The 16,182-nt window shown below is 44.8% G+C and carries 12 protein-coding genes; 9 read left to right on the top strand and 3 right to left on the bottom strand.

Going from position 1 to position 16,182, the window contains the following annotated elements:
* Nucleotides 1-163: 163 nt before the first annotated feature.
* Nucleotides 164-1,288 carry an alanine dehydrogenase gene (gene ald / locus OW495_RS10855; RefSeq protein ID WP_017107652.1) on the bottom strand — a complete coding sequence of 375 codons (1,125 nt, stop codon included), beginning with the start codon at nucleotides 1,286-1,288 and terminating at the stop codon, nucleotides 164-166.
* A 156-nt stretch (nucleotides 1,289-1,444) separates the two neighbouring features.
* On the opposite strand from ald, the gene lrp reads away from it, so the two are divergent.
* From lrp to serS, 5 genes are all read left to right on the top strand, one after another.
* Complete coding sequence (gene lrp, locus OW495_RS10850) at nucleotides 1,445-1,939, top strand: leucine-responsive transcriptional regulator Lrp (protein WP_004734558.1); 495 nt, start codon at nucleotides 1,445-1,447, stop codon at nucleotides 1,937-1,939.
* Between the two features lie 163 nt (nucleotides 1,940-2,102).
* The gene (locus OW495_RS10845; protein ID WP_102514387.1) at nucleotides 2,103-5,225 is read left to right on the top strand and encodes a DNA translocase FtsK 4TM domain-containing protein; all 3,123 of its coding nucleotides are present in this window, start codon (nucleotides 2,103-2,105) and stop codon (nucleotides 5,223-5,225) included.
* Nucleotides 5,226-5,300: 75 nt separating this feature from the next.
* A complete protein-coding gene (gene lolA / locus OW495_RS10840) occupies nucleotides 5,301-5,897 on the top strand; it encodes an outer membrane lipoprotein chaperone LolA (RefSeq protein ID WP_102514386.1) in 597 nt (198 codons plus the stop codon).
* Nucleotides 5,898-5,961: 64 nt separating this feature from the next.
* The gene (locus OW495_RS10835; protein WP_276329652.1) at nucleotides 5,962-7,317 is read left to right on the top strand and encodes a replication-associated recombination protein A; all 1,356 of its coding nucleotides are present in this window, start codon (nucleotides 5,962-5,964) and stop codon (nucleotides 7,315-7,317) included.
* Between the two features lie 142 nt (nucleotides 7,318-7,459).
* Nucleotides 7,460-8,767: a serine--tRNA ligase gene (serS, locus tag OW495_RS10830; protein WP_004734554.1), complete on the top strand. Its 1,308-nt coding sequence runs from the start codon at nucleotides 7,460-7,462 to the stop codon at nucleotides 8,765-8,767.
* A 108-nt stretch (nucleotides 8,768-8,875) separates the two neighbouring features.
* Here the strand turns inward: serS and OW495_RS10825 are convergent, their stop codons facing one another.
* Both OW495_RS10825 and bioA read right to left on the bottom strand, forming a co-directional pair.
* Nucleotides 8,876-10,543, bottom strand: coding sequence for a response regulator (locus tag OW495_RS10825; RefSeq protein ID WP_102514385.1), 1,668 nt, complete (start codon nucleotides 10,541-10,543; stop codon nucleotides 8,876-8,878).
* A 461-nt stretch (nucleotides 10,544-11,004) separates the two neighbouring features.
* On the bottom strand, nucleotides 11,005-12,288 hold the full coding sequence (gene bioA, locus OW495_RS10820) for an adenosylmethionine--8-amino-7-oxononanoate transaminase (protein ID WP_102514384.1): 1,284 nt from the start codon (nucleotides 12,286-12,288) through the stop codon (nucleotides 11,005-11,007).
* A 160-nt stretch (nucleotides 12,289-12,448) separates the two neighbouring features.
* Here bioA and bioB point away from each other — a divergent pair, with 160 nt between their 5' ends.
* The 4 genes from bioB to bioD are packed head-to-tail and all read left to right on the top strand — an operon-like array spanning nucleotide 12,449 to nucleotide 16,135.
* Nucleotides 12,449-13,501 (top strand): biotin synthase BioB, encoded by a 1,053-nt coding sequence (gene bioB / locus OW495_RS10815; protein ID WP_016792500.1) that lies wholly within the window; start codon nucleotides 12,449-12,451, stop codon nucleotides 13,499-13,501.
* Nucleotides 13,488-14,651: an 8-amino-7-oxononanoate synthase gene (gene bioF / locus OW495_RS10810; RefSeq protein ID WP_289886473.1), complete on the top strand. Its 1,164-nt coding sequence runs from the start codon at nucleotides 13,488-13,490 to the stop codon at nucleotides 14,649-14,651. The genes bioB and bioF overlap by 14 nt, the downstream gene beginning before the upstream one ends.
* A complete protein-coding gene (bioC, locus tag OW495_RS10805) occupies nucleotides 14,652-15,455 on the top strand; it encodes a malonyl-ACP O-methyltransferase BioC (RefSeq protein ID WP_102514382.1) in 804 nt (267 codons plus the stop codon). It abuts the gene before it with no gap.
* Entirely contained in the window at nucleotides 15,452-16,135 is a 684-nt protein-coding gene (gene bioD / locus OW495_RS10800; protein ID WP_102514381.1) for a dethiobiotin synthase, read from the top strand. Before bioC ends, bioD begins: the two co-directional genes overlap by 4 nt.
* Nucleotides 16,136-16,182: the final 47 nt, after the last annotated feature.

The following is a 16,182-nucleotide window of genomic DNA, read 5'->3' as shown; positions in this document are numbered from 1 at the left end:
TGATCCAAACTCATGAATGCAAAATAAACTTATAAACATAAAAAAACTATAAATACAAAAAAGCCAGCGCGACATTATGTCGTACTGGCTTTTTGTTTAATGAGTATGAGTTAACTGAACGCTTCAACGAGAAGGTCATTGCGTTCAGTTAGTCATTACATCATTAGTTAAACATTGCGATTGCTTCTGCAGGCGCTACGTATTCTAGGTCAAAGCTTTCTGCAACTTCTTTACAAGTCACTTTACCGTGGATTACGTTTAGACCTTCTAGGAAACCTTCATCAGATAGAAGTGCTTCGCGGTAGCCTTTGTTCGCTAGCTTAACAATGTAAGGAAGTGTTGCATTGTTTAGTGCGTAAGTAGAAGTACGAGCAACGGCACCTGGCATGTTAGCAACACAGTAGTGAACTACGTCATCAACGATGTAAGTTGGATCGGCGTGAGTCGTTGCATGTGAAGTTTCAAAACAACCACCTTGGTCGATTGCAACATCAACAACCGCTGAACCTGGCTTCATCTTAGCGATGTGATCTTTTGTAACAAGTTTAGGAGCGGCTGCGCCTGGGATTAGTACTGCACCAATCACTAGGTCTGCTTCTAGAACATGCTTCTCAATAGCGTCTTCAGTAGAATAAACCACTTTTGCGCGACCTTGGAATTCTTCATCAAGACGACGAAGCGTATCTACGTTGCGATCAAGAATGGTTACGTCTGCGCGAAGGCCAACAGCCATGCGTGCTGCGTTAGCACCAACAACGCCGCCGCCAACTACAACAACTTTCGCTGGCTCAACACCAGGAACGCCGCCAAGAAGAAGACCACAACCACCGTTAGATTTTTCTAGTGTTTGTGCACCTGCTTGAATAGACATGCGACCAGCGACTTCAGACATTGGTGCTAATAGTGGCAAGCGACCCATATTATCTGTTACAGTCTCATAGGCTACGCAGACAGCTTTGCTCTTGATTAGCTCTTCCGTTTGTGGAAAATCTGGTGCAAGGTGTAAATAGGTAAATAATATTTGCCCTTCACGAAGCATAGCTCGCTCGACAGCTTGAGGTTCTTTAACCTTTACAATCATCTCTGCTTTCGCGAAAACGTCAGCAGCAGTAGGAAGAATGGATGCGCCTACAGCGATGTAATCATCGTCTGAAAAGCCGATACCAGTACCGGCATTGGTTTCAACAAAAACTTGGTGACTATGTGAGATTAGTTCTCTCACGCTAGCAGGGGTCATACCAACGCGGTATTCGTGGTTCTTGATTTCCTTAGGTACGCCAATGATCATCCTGACTCCTTATTATATTATGGTTGTTTTATCTATGTGTAGGGTAATTCTGTCGAATTAATATCTAGTATAGATAGGTTCAGGTAGAATTTGATACCGAATATTAAAAAGTTGTAGTATATTTTTTTGCAAGGAAGTAATAAGGTGGAATAAAAAATGGCAGACAATTATAAGAAGCCGTCCAAGGAACTAGATCGTATTGACCGCAACATTCTTAATGAGTTGCAAAAAGACGGTCGTATCTCAAACGTTGAACTCTCAAAGCGAGTAGGACTTTCTCCTACTCCATGTCTTGAGCGTGTTCGTCGTTTAGAACGTCAAGGTTACATTACTGGGTACACAGCATTGCTGAACCCACAGTACCTTGATGCTTCACTTTTAGTGTTTGTTGAAATTACTTTGAACCGTGGTGCGCCAGATGTGTTCGAACAATTCAACACCGCTGTGCAGAAACTGGATGACATCCAAGAGTGTCATTTAGTGTCGGGTGATTTTGACTATCTTCTAAAAACACGTGTATCGGACATGGGTGCTTACCGTAAGTTGCTCGGTGATACGTTACTGCGTCTACCAGGCGTAAACGACACTCGTACTTACGTTGTAATGGAAGAAGTGAAACAAACTAATCAACTTGTGATTAAAACTCGTTAATCACAATTGGTGAAATGAAAGAAAGCGGACATTTGTTCCGCTTTCTTGCTTTCTGGAATTGGGTTTTTCTGTTTGATATGGTTAAATCAACAGTAGTTTCATGAAAACGAATGGTTCGTGCCGTTCGCTATGTTTTTATCCCGTTTAATTATTAAGTTGGTTTATGTTCAAGCAGAGCAGTAATAAAGTAGAAACAATCATTAAAACGAGTGAAGAGCCTCAGTCTCCTCGTTTGAATGGTTCTCAGCGTCTCAAAGAGTGCAGCCTGATTTTGGGTGTTCTCTTCTCTATTCTACTTGCCGTTGCGTTATTAACTTTTAGTCCTGCAGACCCATCATGGTCGCAAACGGCGTGGGGTGGTGACATTCAGAATGCGGGTGGCTACCTAGGTGCATGGTTGGCGGATACGCTTTTCTTTGTGTTTGGTTCACTGGCTTACCCGCTTCCTATATTGGTGACGGTTGCAGCATGGGTATTGTTCCGTAAGCGTAATGAAGACGAACAAATCGACTTCATGTTGTGGGGCACTCGCTTACTTGGTTTAACGGTGCTTATTCTTACCAGCTGTGGGTTAGCGGATATCAACTTTGATGATATCTGGTACTTTTCATCAGGCGGCGTGGTTGGCGACGTATTAACAAGTCTTGCGCTCCCAACGCTTAACGTTCTTGGCAGTACACTGGTTCTTCTTTTCTTGTGGGGTGCTGGTTTTACTCTATTAACGGGTATTTCTTGGCTGAGTATCGTTGAATGGTTGGGTGAATGTGCGATTAAGCTGTTTACCTCAGCTGTTAATAAAGCGCGTGGTGAAGACCAAGAGTTGCTTGAGCCACAATTAAGAGAGTCGGCAGACCGAGATCTAATCGAAGAACGTCATCAGCAGCATCAAGAGCCTACTTACCGCGATGTCCCTGCTATCGAAGACAACAAAGAATCAACAGTGCATGATCCACTAGATCCGGCACTGAGCTTCTCTGCGACCAATGACTCTTCTGATACTGCGGATGTATTAGACAATACTGCATCGCCGAAGCGTCATTACAATATTCACATGCCAGTCGATGCGCCGGCTAAGCAAGAAGCTTCTGTCCAAGAACAACCTCAGATTCAGCCTCAACAAGTTGAGCAACAGCAGGTTCCTGCTGCACCAGTTTACCAATCGCCAGAAGAGCCTTTAGAAGAAGGTGTCGAACGTTCTAAACAGTTGAACGCGACTATTGAGCAGTTAGAAAATGCGGCTATGTATGAAGATGATCTTGCTGAGCAGGAACAGGTTGATGCGCATGAATCTCAGGTCGCGTATCAGCAATACATGCAGGATGAGCAACCAGCAGTTCATCTTACTGAAACGGTTGTTGAAAGTGCAGAACCAGTAATGGATAACTCACCAGAAGTAAATAACGAGTTCGATACTGAAGATGTGCAACCAGAATCTCTATACGCTTCGCCAATGGGTGAAATAGAAGAAACACCACAAGAATTCTCAACGCCTTTCGAGACAACGGAAGAGCAAAGCTTTGAACCTAATTCAGAGCTAGACGCTGATGAGCCTATTGATAATGATGAAGAGCCACTTGCTTCGTCATCTTATGAACAAGAGCTGACGCAAACAACTGAGCAGAACCAAGCACCAGTTGTTGAACTTCCTTGGGAAGAGGTAACAGAAGAAGAACCTGTACATCCAGACCAAGACGTAGCAGCATTCCAAAACATTGTCTCTGAAGCACAAGCTAACATGGCTGCAGCGCAAAACCCGTTCCTCGTTCAGCAAGATGTTAACTTGCCTAAACCCGCAGAACCTTTGCCAACGCTTGAATTGTTGTTCCACCCTGAAAAGCGTGAAACCTTTATTGATCGTGATGCGCTCGAAGCCATCGCTCGTTTGGTTGAATCTAAACTAGCGGATTACAAGATCAAAGCTGATGTGGTTGATATTTTCCCTGGTCCTGTCATCACTCGATTTGAGCTAGACCTCGCACCGGGTGTGAAAGTAAGTCGTATTTCTGGCCTTTCTATGGATTTAGCACGCTCACTTTCTGCATTGGCAGTGCGTGTCGTAGAGGTAATACCGGGTAAACCTTATGTTGGCTTAGAACTGCCGAACATGAGTCGTCAAACGGTGTTCTTCTCTGATGTGGTTGCTAGCCCTCAGTTCCAAGAAGCGAAATCACCAACAACGGTTGTTCTAGGACAAGACATTGCTGGTGAAGCGGTTATTGCTGACCTATCGAAAATGCCACACGTTCTTGTCGCGGGTACCACCGGTTCTGGTAAGTCGGTGGGTGTGAACGTGATGATCTTGAGTATGCTTTACAAGGCATCGCCTGAAGACGTTCGTTTCATCATGATTGACCCGAAAATGTTGGAATTGTCTATCTATGAAGGTATTCCACATCTGTTGTCTGAAGTTGTGACTGACATGAAAGATGCGTCTAACGCCCTTCGTTGGTGCGTAGGCGAAATGGAACGTCGTTACAAGCTGATGTCGGCGCTTGGTGTTCGTAACATTAAAGGCTACAACGACAAATTGAAGATGGCCGCGGAAGCCGGTCACCCAATTCATGATCCACTGTGGAAGCCGGGCGACAGCATGGACCCTGAAGCACCATTATTGGAAAAACTGCCTTACATCGTGGTTGTCGTCGATGAATTCGCCGATTTAATCATGGTAGTGGGTAAGAAAGTTGAAGAATTGATTGCTCGTTTGGCGCAGAAAGCACGTGCTGCTGGTGTCCATTTGATCTTAGCAACTCAACGTCCTTCGGTTGATGTTATTACGGGTCTTATTAAGGCCAATATCCCGACACGTGTAGCCTTTACTGTATCGACTAAAACAGACTCTCGAACCATTCTTGACCAAGGTGGTGCTGAGTCATTACTTGGTATGGGTGATATGTTGTACTTACCACCGGGTTCAAGCCACACAACTCGTGTACACGGTGCATTTGCATCTGATGATGATGTACACGCGGTCGTGAATAACTGGAAAGCGCGTGGTAAGCCAAACTACATTGATGAGATCACTAACGGCGACCAAACCCCAGAAACACTATTACCGGGTGAGAAGATGGAAGGCGATGAAGAAGTCGATCCTCTGTTTGATCAAGTCGTAGAGCACGTGGTTCATTCACGCCGAGGTTCGGTTTCTGGTGTGCAACGTCGATTCAAAATTGGCTATAACCGTGCCGCACGAATTGTCGAGCAATTAGAAGCTCAAGGTATTGTAAGTGCTCCAGGGCATAACGGTAACCGAGAAGTCTTGGCGCCAGCGCCACCAAAAGATTAGTTCCGATAGGAACTCATAACTATTCAGTCGGTCAAAGCCCAAACATGACCGACTTATGATTTAACAGGACTATTGATGAAAAAAGTATTCGCACTTTTATTTATGAGCTTCTCAGTATTTGCTTCTCCGAAAGAAGAGTTGAGTAGCCGCTTGTCGCTGAATGCAGGTTTTAGCGCTGACTTTAAACAAGTTGTCACCAGCCCTGACGGTGATGTTGTGATGGAAGGCGAGGGCACAGTAGAGATCGTACGCCCAAGCTTATTCCGCTGGGAAACAACTTTCCCTGATGAAAACCTACTGGTATCTGACGGCCAAAGCTTGTGGTACTACAGTCCGTTCATTGAGCAAGTGAGCATTTACTGGCAAGAACAAGCCACATCACAAACACCTTTTGTATTACTGACTCGTAACCAAGAAAGTGATTGGGACAACTACAACGTCGCGCAAACGGGTAACCAATTTACGCTAACGCCAACGGCTGTGGATTCTAATCAGGGTGATTTCCAGATTAACATTACTGAAAAGGGCATTGTTCAGGGCTTTAATGTGATTGAACAAGACGGTCAGAAAGGCGAGTTTATCTTTAGCAATGTTGACTTAGGTAAACCTGCTGCAGACCGCTTTACTTTTGTGGCGCCGGAAGGTGTCGAGGTCGACGACCAAAGAAACTGATCCAAACTGGCAGATCGTTTGGTAGTCAGTCGATAGGCATTGATGCCATCAACGAATCAAGAGATTGCAATTGAGTAATTACAGCTTAGATTTTGCAGGGGACGAAGATTTTCGTCCCCTTGCTGCACGTATGAGACCTGAAACTGTTGAACAGTACATCGGTCAGCAGCATATATTAGGTCCAGGTAAACCCCTTCGCAGAGCGTTGGAGGCGGGCCATATTCATTCCATGATTTTATGGGGGCCTCCTGGCACCGGTAAAACCACGCTGGCAGAGGTGGCAGCAAATTACGCCAATGCAGAAGTAGAACGTGTATCTGCGGTGACCTCGGGTGTAAAAGACATTCGAATCGCCATTGAAAAAGCGCGTGAGAACAAGCAAGCAGGGCGTAGAACGATTTTATTTGTGGACGAAGTCCATCGCTTTAATAAAAGTCAGCAAGATGCGTTCTTACCTCATATCGAAGATGGCACGGTTACGTTTATCGGCGCGACCACAGAAAACCCTTCTTTTGAGTTAAACAACGCTTTGTTATCACGTGCGCGTGTCTACAAACTGACTTCGCTTAATACTGAGGATATCTCCCTCGTCATTCGCCAAGCCATTGAAGATAAACAGCGTGGTCTGGGTGATGTGTCGGCTGATTTTGCTGATAACGTATTGGATCGTCTTGCTGAACTGGTCAACGGTGATGCGCGTATGTCGCTCAACTATCTTGAGCTGCTGTATGACATGGCAGAAGACAACGATAAGGGCGAGAAAGCGATAACGTTGCAATTGTTAGCTGAAGTGGCTGGCGAGAAGGTTGCTCGTTTCGATAACAAGGGTGATATTTGGTACGACCTAATCTCTGCCGTTCACAAGTCGATTCGTGGCTCTAATCCTGATGCTGCGTTGTATTGGTCGGCGCGAATGATTGCAGCGGGTTGTGACCCTTTGTATATCGTAAGACGTTTGCTGGCGATTGCTTCTGAAGATATCGGTAATGCTGACCCACGCGCAATGCAGGTCGCGATGTCAGCTTGGGATTGTTTTACACGCATAGGTCCTGCTGAAGGGGAGCGTGCGATTGCGCAGGCGGTTGTCTATCTAGCGTGCGCGCCAAAGAGTAATGCTGTTTACACGGCTTGGAAGCAAGCCTTAACGGATGCTCACAACCTACCTGAATATGAAGTCCCTCATCATTTACGTAATGCACCCACAACTTTGATGAAGGACATGGGCTACGGGCAAGAATACCGTTATGCTCATGATGAACCAGGTGCCTACGCCGCTGGAGAAAAGTATTTGCCGCCTGAACTGGGCGAAACACAATACTATTTCCCAACAAAACGAGGCTTAGAGACCAAAATTGGCGAGAAGCTAGATTATCTGGCGGATTTGGACGCAAAAAGCCCACAAAAACGCTATGAAAAGTAGTCTTTTTTGGATATCGTTACCTAGTCATAAAAATTCAATTAAATCGTTATAAATTGGTCGAAATAGCACCAATTTTAGGGGTTTAGCAGTGATTCAGTAGCAATCTACTGAATATTCAAATAACTAAAGCATAGGATTAGCAATGCTGGATTCTAAATTACTTCGAGCTGAGCTGGATGAAACAGCGGCAAAATTAGCACGTCGAGGCTTCACCCTTGATGTAGAGACAATTCGTGAACTTGAAGAAAAACGTAAGTCCCTTCAGATGAAAACTGAAGAGCTACAAGCGTTACGTAACTCTCGATCGAAGTCCATTGGTCAAGCGAAAGCAAAAGGCGACCATGAAGAAGCTGAGCGTATCCTTGCAGAAGTAGGCAACTTAGGCGCAGAACTAGACCAAGCTAAAGTAACATTGGCTGAGCTTCAATCTGAGCTAGAAACGATCACAATGTCGATTCCTAACCTACCTGACGCAGAAGTGCCAGATGGTAAAGATGAAGACGACAACGTAGAAGTTTCTCGTTGGGGTCAACCTAAGACTTACGACTTCGAAGTGAAAGATCACGTTGATCTTGGCGAAATGTCTGGCGGTCTTGATTTTGCTAGCGCAGTTAAAATCTCTGGTTCTCGTTTCATCGTGATGAAAGGCAAATTCGCACGTCTACACCGTGCTATTGCTCAGTTCATGCTGGACCTTCACACTGATGAGCACGGCTATACAGAAATGTACGTACCGTACCTAGTGAACCACGATAGCCTATACGGTACTGGTCAACTTCCTAAGTTCGGCGAAGACTTGTTCCACACAAGCCCGCTAACTGAGCAAGTAAGTGATGTACCGCTTAAGACGCTATCGCTTATCCCTACTGCGGAAGTACCGGTAACGAACATGGTTCGTGACACGATTACTGATGAAGCTGAACTGCCACTTAAGATGACAGCTCACACTCCATGTTTCCGTTCTGAAGCGGGTTCTTACGGACGTGACACTCGTGGTCTTATCCGTATGCACCAATTCGACAAAGTTGAATTAGTACAAATTACTAAGCCAGAAGACTCAATGGCAGCGCTTGAAGAGCTAACAGGTCACGCTGAGAAAGTACTTCAACTTCTAGAGCTTCCTTACCGTAAAGTGATTCTATGTACGGGTGACATGGGCTTCGGTTCTGCGAAAACTTACGACTTAGAAGTCTGGGTTCCAGCACAAGAGACATACCGTGAAATCTCTTCTTGTTCAAACATGTGGGATTTCCAAGCGCGTCGTATGCAAGCTCGTTTCCGTCGTAAAGGCGAGAAGAAACCTGAACTTGTACACACTCTTAACGGTTCTGGTCTTGCTGTTGGCCGTACTATGGTTGCTATTCTTGAGAACAACCAAGAAGCAGATGGCCGTATTGCTATCCCAACAGTACTTCAACCATACATGGGCGGCGTAACGCACATCGGTTAATGCCAATTTAGGTTAATCAAATTTAGATTAATCTGACTTGCCAGAATATTTAAAAGGCTTTGCTGTAATGGCAAAGCCTTTTTTGTATGTGGCCGTCGTAAAAAGAAGCTACATATAAGCAAAACTAGCGTTATTTACTTCATCGGCTTGCTGAGATGCGAGATCGGCTTGTTTACAAGCTAATAGCGCTTTTCGATAATAGTTTTGATAGTTGTTTTTTGTCAGTTCATCAAGCGTATAGAGCTGCGTGATCACCTCATCGCACTTCTGAATTATCGTTATCACTTGTTTAGCTCCCATCGAATCTGGCCAAATAACAGAGAGTAGCTTGATGATATTCATACAGACGTTTTTGATCATTGGGCATCTTTGGTGAATATCTAGGTAAGCGACAAGCACCAGTTTGTAGTTTGACTGCGCCTGCTTTACGCTGATATTTTTCGCTTTTAGCCATTCCATCTTTTCAACGTTGCGGATTTTCATCTCAGATCGCATCGTCATCTGACTTGAAATAACGATCTCGTTCGCTGTTTTAACAATCGAATTTCCGCAGCGATTCTCTGCGATTTTAAATTCGTTTTCGCAGCTCATTCTGTCCAACAACCATGCATGGTGGTAAATCACAGGAAATGCATCAAAGTCATTTTTATCATGCAATACGGTCAGTATCGTGACGGCTTTTTGATACTGTTTAGTTTCCATCGCGATGTGGGCAGCGATAAGTGCTAAGTCAGTCTGAAGCCGTGATCTTGCCTCTGTGGGGATCTTCGAAATCAAGTAATTAACTTGGTCTAAGTTCGCTTGTTTATCGAAGCCATCAGATGCGCAATAAAGCAAAAATCGAATATGACTTAGCTTCATATACAAGTTGTCTCGAAAGGTGTCCCTATTGATCTGCACATAGTTCTGATAGTGGCGAAGCGCGGTTTTAGAGTCACTCACCGATAAACAAAGGTTAGCGATCGCTAATTCTCTCTCTGAATTTCCAGGGGTGAGCTCACTCGCTAACTTGAAGTGAGCAATGGCCGTTGGGACTTTGTTACTGATCAGGTTGACCTGAGCTGCTTGGTCTCGATATAAGGTGCTGGTGGGCGCGGAGTCAATCAAGCTTTCGATCATACGCTGTGCTTCGTTGAACTGGCCTAAATTCGCAAGACTGTTCGCTAATCCAGCTTGAGCCCAATCAAAGCTACCTTCATCAAGCGCTTTTTCATAAACATTCTTGGCTTCATCGTAGAGCTTGAGTTTGGATAGAAAGCTTCCGCGGAATTGTTGGATTGTCGCAAAATATTCAGAGTGGAATGGGAGCAGTTCTTCACAATATTCAAGACCGGCCTCGTAGTTGTTCTCTCTCTCTGCTTTGTAGATATTCTGCAGTACTGATTTCTTTTTTAGCGAGCTTGTAATGCGCTGTTTCAACGTTTCGCGGTTGAATGGTTTCAATAGGTAGTTGTCAGGACGAAGTTCCAGGATAGGGCGGATAGATAAAGCTGAGTTCTCACCTGTGACAAGGATAAAGATGCCATCATCTTTTAATCTGTTGGATTGCTTCAACTCTTCAAACAGTTGTTTGCCGTTGATGGTGTCGCCAAAATTGTAATCACAAATGATGACATCAAAAGTTATATCACTTGTTATTGTCATTGCAACACGAGGAGATTTAGCAATCGAAATCGAACGTTCTGAAAAGCCAATATGAATCAACATATTGCGAATAGTTGATAACACGATCGCTGAGTCATCAACGATAAGTGCATTTAGTTGGGATAATTTCATGCTTACTTTAAATTATATACTGACGTAAATTCCGCAGGTATTACGGGTTGTATTACACGATCGAAAAAACTAGAAACGCTCGGTTTCTACTAAGTCGATACAAGCCTTGGCTAAGATCGGATTCTTTCTCTCGCTAATATTGTTTATCTAATTTCAGTGAAATTGAGTTAGTTGACTTGATTCTAGAATGAACTCGAATGGGGAAGTTCATCATAATATTCAGCACCAAAATGGTTCGTATTTTATGACGGCTATTTATCCAACAGCTAATACTCTTTTGCTAATTATTTTTGTGGAGAGGATCAAATTTATTTATGGGGTCTGTCAGGATGGAATCGGAGATAAATATCGGTTCAAGATGTTTCTATTGGCTATCTGATTATTAGCCATGGAATAAGCCGCCGTCAGTATTCTAAAGGCGGCTTATAGGTTTTCGGTGTTTCTATTTGGTTTTATTGATATCAACTTGGCTTGAAGCAAGCAGATTGTTGGAGGGCTTTATCAATAGATGAAACAAGTTGTTCGATATGTTCCGGTTTGCTAATGAAGGGAGGCATCATATAAATCAACTTACCAAACGGACGTATCCAAACGCCTTGTTCAACAAAGTGAGCTTGGATGGTTTCCATATCGACAGGTGTGTGGGTTTCAACAACGCCAATCGCTCCCAACCAGCGAACATCTTTGACAAGATCATGCTCTCGCAAAGGCGGTAGCAACTCAGAGAAAAGTTGCTCAATTTGTTGAGTCTGATTTTGCCAATCGCCTTGCTCTATAATGGACAAGCTTGCCGCACCTACCGCGCAAGCCAATGGGTTACCCATGAAGGTTGGCCCGTGCATAAAGCAACCCGCTTCACCGCCACATACGGTGTCCGCGACTTCTTTACTCGCCAGCGTTGCTGAAAGGGTCATGTAGCCCCCAGTCAGCGCTTTGCCTAAACATAGAATGTCCGGTTGAACATCGGCATGTTCGCAAGCAAAAAGTTTCCCTGTACGGCCAAATCCGGTCGCAATCTCATCCAAGATCAGCAAGACGTTGAATTCATCACACAGCAAGCGAACCTGTCTCAGGAATTCAGGATGGTAGATACGCATACCGCCAGCACCTTGAACGATTGGCTCTAAGATCACGGCAGCAACTTCTTGGTGGTGTGCGGCTAGCTTTACTTTAAAGCTGTTTATGTCGTTTGCGTTCCATTGATCCCAAAATCCCGTTTTTGGTGAATCAGCAAAAATGTGCTCAGGTAAAAAGCCTTTGTAGAGGCTGTGCATCGAGTTATCTGGATCAGTCACCGACATCGCCGCAAAGGTATCACCGTGGTAGCCATCTCTCAACGTGAGGAATTTTGAACGAGGTTGCCCTTTAGCATGCCAATATTGGAGAGCCATTTTGAGGCTAACCTCTACGGCTACTGAACCTGAATCAGCTAAGAATACATGTTCAAGATTACTGGGTGCGAGATTCAAAAGTTTCTTACATAAATCGATAGCGGGTTGGTGGGTAATACCACCAAACATAACGTGCGAAACTTTGTCTATTTGGCTGTGCGCGGCCGCATTTAATACCGGGTGGTTATAGCCATGGATGCTTGACCACCATGATGACATGCCATCAATAATTCGTTTTCCGCCTTCTAATTCTAGGTAAACACCGTCTGCGTTGGTGACTGGGTAGCAGGTCAGAGGTGTTAACGTTGATGTGTAGGGATGCCAGATATGCTGGCGATCAAAGGCGAGATCCATAGTAACTTCCATTCTTGAAGTGGTTAAAAAATAACCAGATGTAAACTTTTGATATTATCAATGTGTTGACAGTCTAAAGCTTGTCGGTAGACTAGCCAAGCATAAATGCAATCTCTATTGATGGAGATGCAATATCAAAAAAATAAAAAAGGATCGACACGTGGAAGTTCGTCATGACTGGACAGTTGCTGAAGTAACAGCGCTGCTTGAAAAACCGTTTATGGATTTAATGTTTGAAGCTCAAGTCGTTCATAGACAGTACCAAGAGCACAACCACGTGCAGGTGAGTACGCTTTTATCAATTAAGACCGGTGCTTGTCCTGAAGATTGTAAGTACTGCCCTCAAAGTGCTCACTACCGAACGGATGTCGACAAAGAACGCTTAATGGAAGTAGAGCGTGTTTTGGATGCGGCGCAAAAAGCCAAGAACGCGGGTTCGACTCGTTTCTGTATGGGCGCTGCGTGGAAAAACCCGAAAGAACGCGATATGCCTCACCTGACTGATATGATTAAAGGTGTAAAAGGCATGGGCCTAGAAACGTGTATGACGCTAGGTATGCTAACGCCCGATCAAGCTGGCGAGTTAGCGGATGCAGGTTTGGATTACTACAACCACAACCTTGATACTTCTCCGGAGTTCTACGGCAGCATCATTACTACTCGTACTTACCAAGATCGTTTAGACACTCTATCTCACGTACGTGATGCCGGAATGAAGATTTGCTCAGGCGGTATTATTGGTATGGGTGAAAGCACCAATGACCGTGCAGGTCTACTTGTTGAGCTAGCGAACCTCCCAGTACACCCTGAGAGTGTGCCAATTAACATGCTCGTAAAAGTGAAAGGCACACCGATGGAAAACGTCGATGATGTTGAGTCTTTCGATTTCATTAAGCTGATTGCGATTGCTCGTATCATGATGCCAATGTCTGCGGTTCGTCTATCTGCAGGCCGTGAGAATATGAACGAACAGATGCAGGCGATGTGCTTCATGGCCGGCGCGAACTCTATCTTCTACGGCTGTAAGCTACTGACTACGCCAAATCCAGATGAAGACACGGATATGCAGCTGTTTAAGAAGCTGGGTATAAACAGCCAACAGGTCGCTCAAAAGCCTGACGAAATTCAAGAAAATGAACTGTTAGATCAAGTGGTGGAGCGCGTTGCTGCTCGTCCAACGAAAGATGACATGTTCTACGATGCCACTGTTTAAATCTCGCATCAAAAGTGCCCTTGCTCATCGCCGTGAGCAAGGGTTAACTCGTCAACTTAAGGTACTCGAAAACAGTAATAGCCCTTTGCTTAATAGTGAAGGTTGTCGCTTTATTAACTTTTCGAGTAATGATTACCTAGGCTTGGCAAACGATCCTGAACTGGTCGATGCATGGCAAACCGGACTTTCCAAATATGGTGCTGGAAGTGCAGCATCGCCATTGGTCACGGGTTTTAGTCCTGCTCATCGAAATTTAGAGGCTCAGCTGTGTGAATGGCTTGGCTTTGAACGTGCCATTCTATTTAGTTCTGGTTTCAGTGCTAATCAAGCTTTGTTGTTTTCTCTGCTCGATAAAGACGACTCTCTGTTGCAAGACAAACTTAACCACGCCTCATTGATGGAAGCGGGGATGCTTTCACCTGCAACCATGAAACGCTTTAAGCACAACGACACGCAACATTTAGAGTCGCTATTGAGTCGCACTCCACAATCCTTGGCCGTGACTGAAGGTGTGTTCAGCATGGATGGCGATCAAGCGCCTCTCAGCCGGATATCTAACCTAACTCATCAATACGACAGTTGGTTGGTGGTTGATGATGCCCACGGTATCGGCGTATTAGGTGATAAAGGGGCAGGGAGCTGCAGTGCGGCACAAATCTCCCCCGATATTTTGGTGGTGACCTTTGGTAAAGCATTTGGCCTTTCTGGTGCTGCGATTCTTTGTTCGTCAGAAGTGGGTGATTACTTAACTCAGTTTGCTCGGCATCATGTGTATTCGACGGCGATGCCACCTTCACAAGCGGTGGCTTTGTCTCATGCGTGTCAGATGATTCAGACGCAAGAGTGGCGTCGAGATAAGCTCATGGAGTTAGGTGCGCTCTATGCGGAGCAAATGAGTGGTGTGAATGGTTTTATTGATACTCAGACTCCGATTAAGCCGTTTGTGATTGGCGAAGCCCAAGCAGCGCTTTCTATTGCAGAAGAGTTGAAGCATAAACAAGTTTGGGTAACAGCGATAAGGCCACCAACCGTACCGACAGGGACTGCTCGTTTGCGTATTACCTTAACGGCCAACCAAAGTCAGAAGCAGGTTCTTCAGTTAACCAACTCGTTGCTCAAAGCAATAGAGTTAAATAATGAGGCTCAGTAAATGTCACAAGAAGCAGTAGTGGATAATTACGTAGGCCAAGATAAGAGTGCTATTGCCGAAGCTTTCGGTAAAGCAGCAACAACCTATGACAAACACGCTGAATTTCAGCGCGATGTAGGTCACCGTCTATTGGATAAGCTACCGAGTGACCTCTCTGGGTTAAAGGTGCTGGATCTAGGTTGTGGCACTGGCTATTTCTCACAGCAATTGGTGGAACGAGGCGCTGAAGTGGTATGCGCAGACCTTTCCAATGGAATGTTGGACGAAGCAAAACAGCGCTGTGGTGCATCTGTCTCTTTATATCAACAAGCCGACGCCGAACAATTACCGTTTGAAGACGGGCACTTTGACATCGTTTTCTCTAGCCTTGCGTTGCAATGGTGTGACGACTTGTCGTCACCTTTGAGAGAGATGAAGCGTGTTACAGCGGTTGGTGGACGTGTTATTTTCTCAACTTTGCTTGATGGATCACTGTTTGAGCTGGAAAAGTCGTGGTCAAAAATTGACGCACATCAACACGTTAACCATTTTATTACAATCAATCAGGTAAAAATTGCGTTAGCGCAATCTAGCTGTACGGCTCATCAACTAGACTTGCCCACCATCACCGTTTGGTACGACACTGCGTTTGAACTGATGCGCGACCTTAAAGGTATCGGCGCTAATCACGTAAGTGGTCGCTCACAAGGTTTAACAAGCCGCCGCATGTTGCAGCTTGTTGAACGGGAATATCGAGAGTTTAAAAACCATCAAGGTTTCTTACCAGCAACATATCAAGTTTGTTTAGGGGTTATTCAATTATGATTGATGCATTATTCATTGCAGGTACGGATACCGAAGTGGGAAAAACTGTGGTTTCAAAAGCGATTCTTCAAGCTTTGGCCGCACAAGATTTATCAACAATTGGTTATAAGCCAGTTGCTGCAGGGTGTGAAGAATACCCTGAAGGGTTACGTAACAGTGATGCATTGCACCTTCAAGAAGCTGCGACGCAAGATGTTGCTTACGAAGACGTTAACCCGTATGCATTGTTGCTACCATCATCACCTCATATCGCAGCTAAGCATGACGGTGTCGTGGTTGATGAAGCGGTATTATCAGCAAAGTTAGAAGAGCATAAACAGAATTCAGACATCGTTTTAGTTGAAGGTGCTGGTGGCTGGCGTGTTCCGGTTTCAGACGATGAATACTTATCTAGCTGGGTTAAGAAAGAGCAGCTTCCAGTGGTGTTGACGGTTGGTATTAAGCTTGGTTGTTTGAGCCACGCTTTGTTAACCGCAGAAGCGATTCGTGCCGATGGTCTAAACCTAGTAGGTTGGGTTGCTAACCGCATTAATCCAGGCACTGAGCACTATGCTGATATTATTGCGATGTTGGAAGATAAGCTAGGCGCGCCAAAACTGGGTGAAATCCCTTACGTGCCAAAAGCCAAGTCTAAGAACATTGGTAAGTACATTAATGTACAGCCATTGCTTGAACTCTAAGTTTCAAGTTATGCGTTAAACAAGAAAAGGGCTGCGATTGCAGCCCT

The organism is Vibrio sp. 14N.309.X.WAT.E.F5, from assembly GCF_030397615.1.
Classification (GTDB): domain Bacteria; phylum Pseudomonadota; class Gammaproteobacteria; order Enterobacterales; family Vibrionaceae; genus Vibrio; species Vibrio lentus.
Note: the sequence above shows the minus strand (reverse complement) of the source record. Positions and strands in the feature narration are given on the sequence as shown.

What these genes read in the sequence shown, in the direction of transcription:
- OW495_RS10845 (WP_102514387.1), top strand. Translation starts at nt 2,103, where the DNA reads ATGTTCAAGCAGAGCAGTAATAAAGTAGAAACAATCATTAAAACGAGT.
- bioF (WP_289886473.1), top strand. Translation starts at nt 13,488, where the DNA reads ATGCCACTGTTTAAATCTCGCATCAAAAGTGCCCTTGCTCATCGCCGT.
- lrp (WP_004734558.1), top strand. Translation starts at nt 1,445, where the DNA reads ATGGCAGACAATTATAAGAAGCCGTCCAAGGAACTAGATCGTATTGAC.
- bioA (WP_102514384.1), bottom strand. Translation starts at nt 12,288, where the DNA reads ATGGATCTCGCCTTTGATCGCCAGCATATCTGGCATCCCTACACATCA.
- serS (WP_004734554.1), top strand. Translation starts at nt 7,460, where the DNA reads ATGCTGGATTCTAAATTACTTCGAGCTGAGCTGGATGAAACAGCGGCA.
- ald (WP_017107652.1), bottom strand. Translation starts at nt 1,288, where the DNA reads ATGATCATTGGCGTACCTAAGGAAATCAAGAACCACGAATACCGCGTT.
- OW495_RS10825 (WP_102514385.1), bottom strand. Translation starts at nt 10,543, where the DNA reads ATGAAATTATCCCAACTAAATGCACTTATCGTTGATGACTCAGCGATC.
- bioC (WP_102514382.1), top strand. Translation starts at nt 14,652, where the DNA reads ATGTCACAAGAAGCAGTAGTGGATAATTACGTAGGCCAAGATAAGAGT.
- bioD (WP_102514381.1), top strand. Translation starts at nt 15,452, where the DNA reads ATGATTGATGCATTATTCATTGCAGGTACGGATACCGAAGTGGGAAAA.
- lolA (WP_102514386.1), top strand. Translation starts at nt 5,301, where the DNA reads ATGAAAAAAGTATTCGCACTTTTATTTATGAGCTTCTCAGTATTTGCT.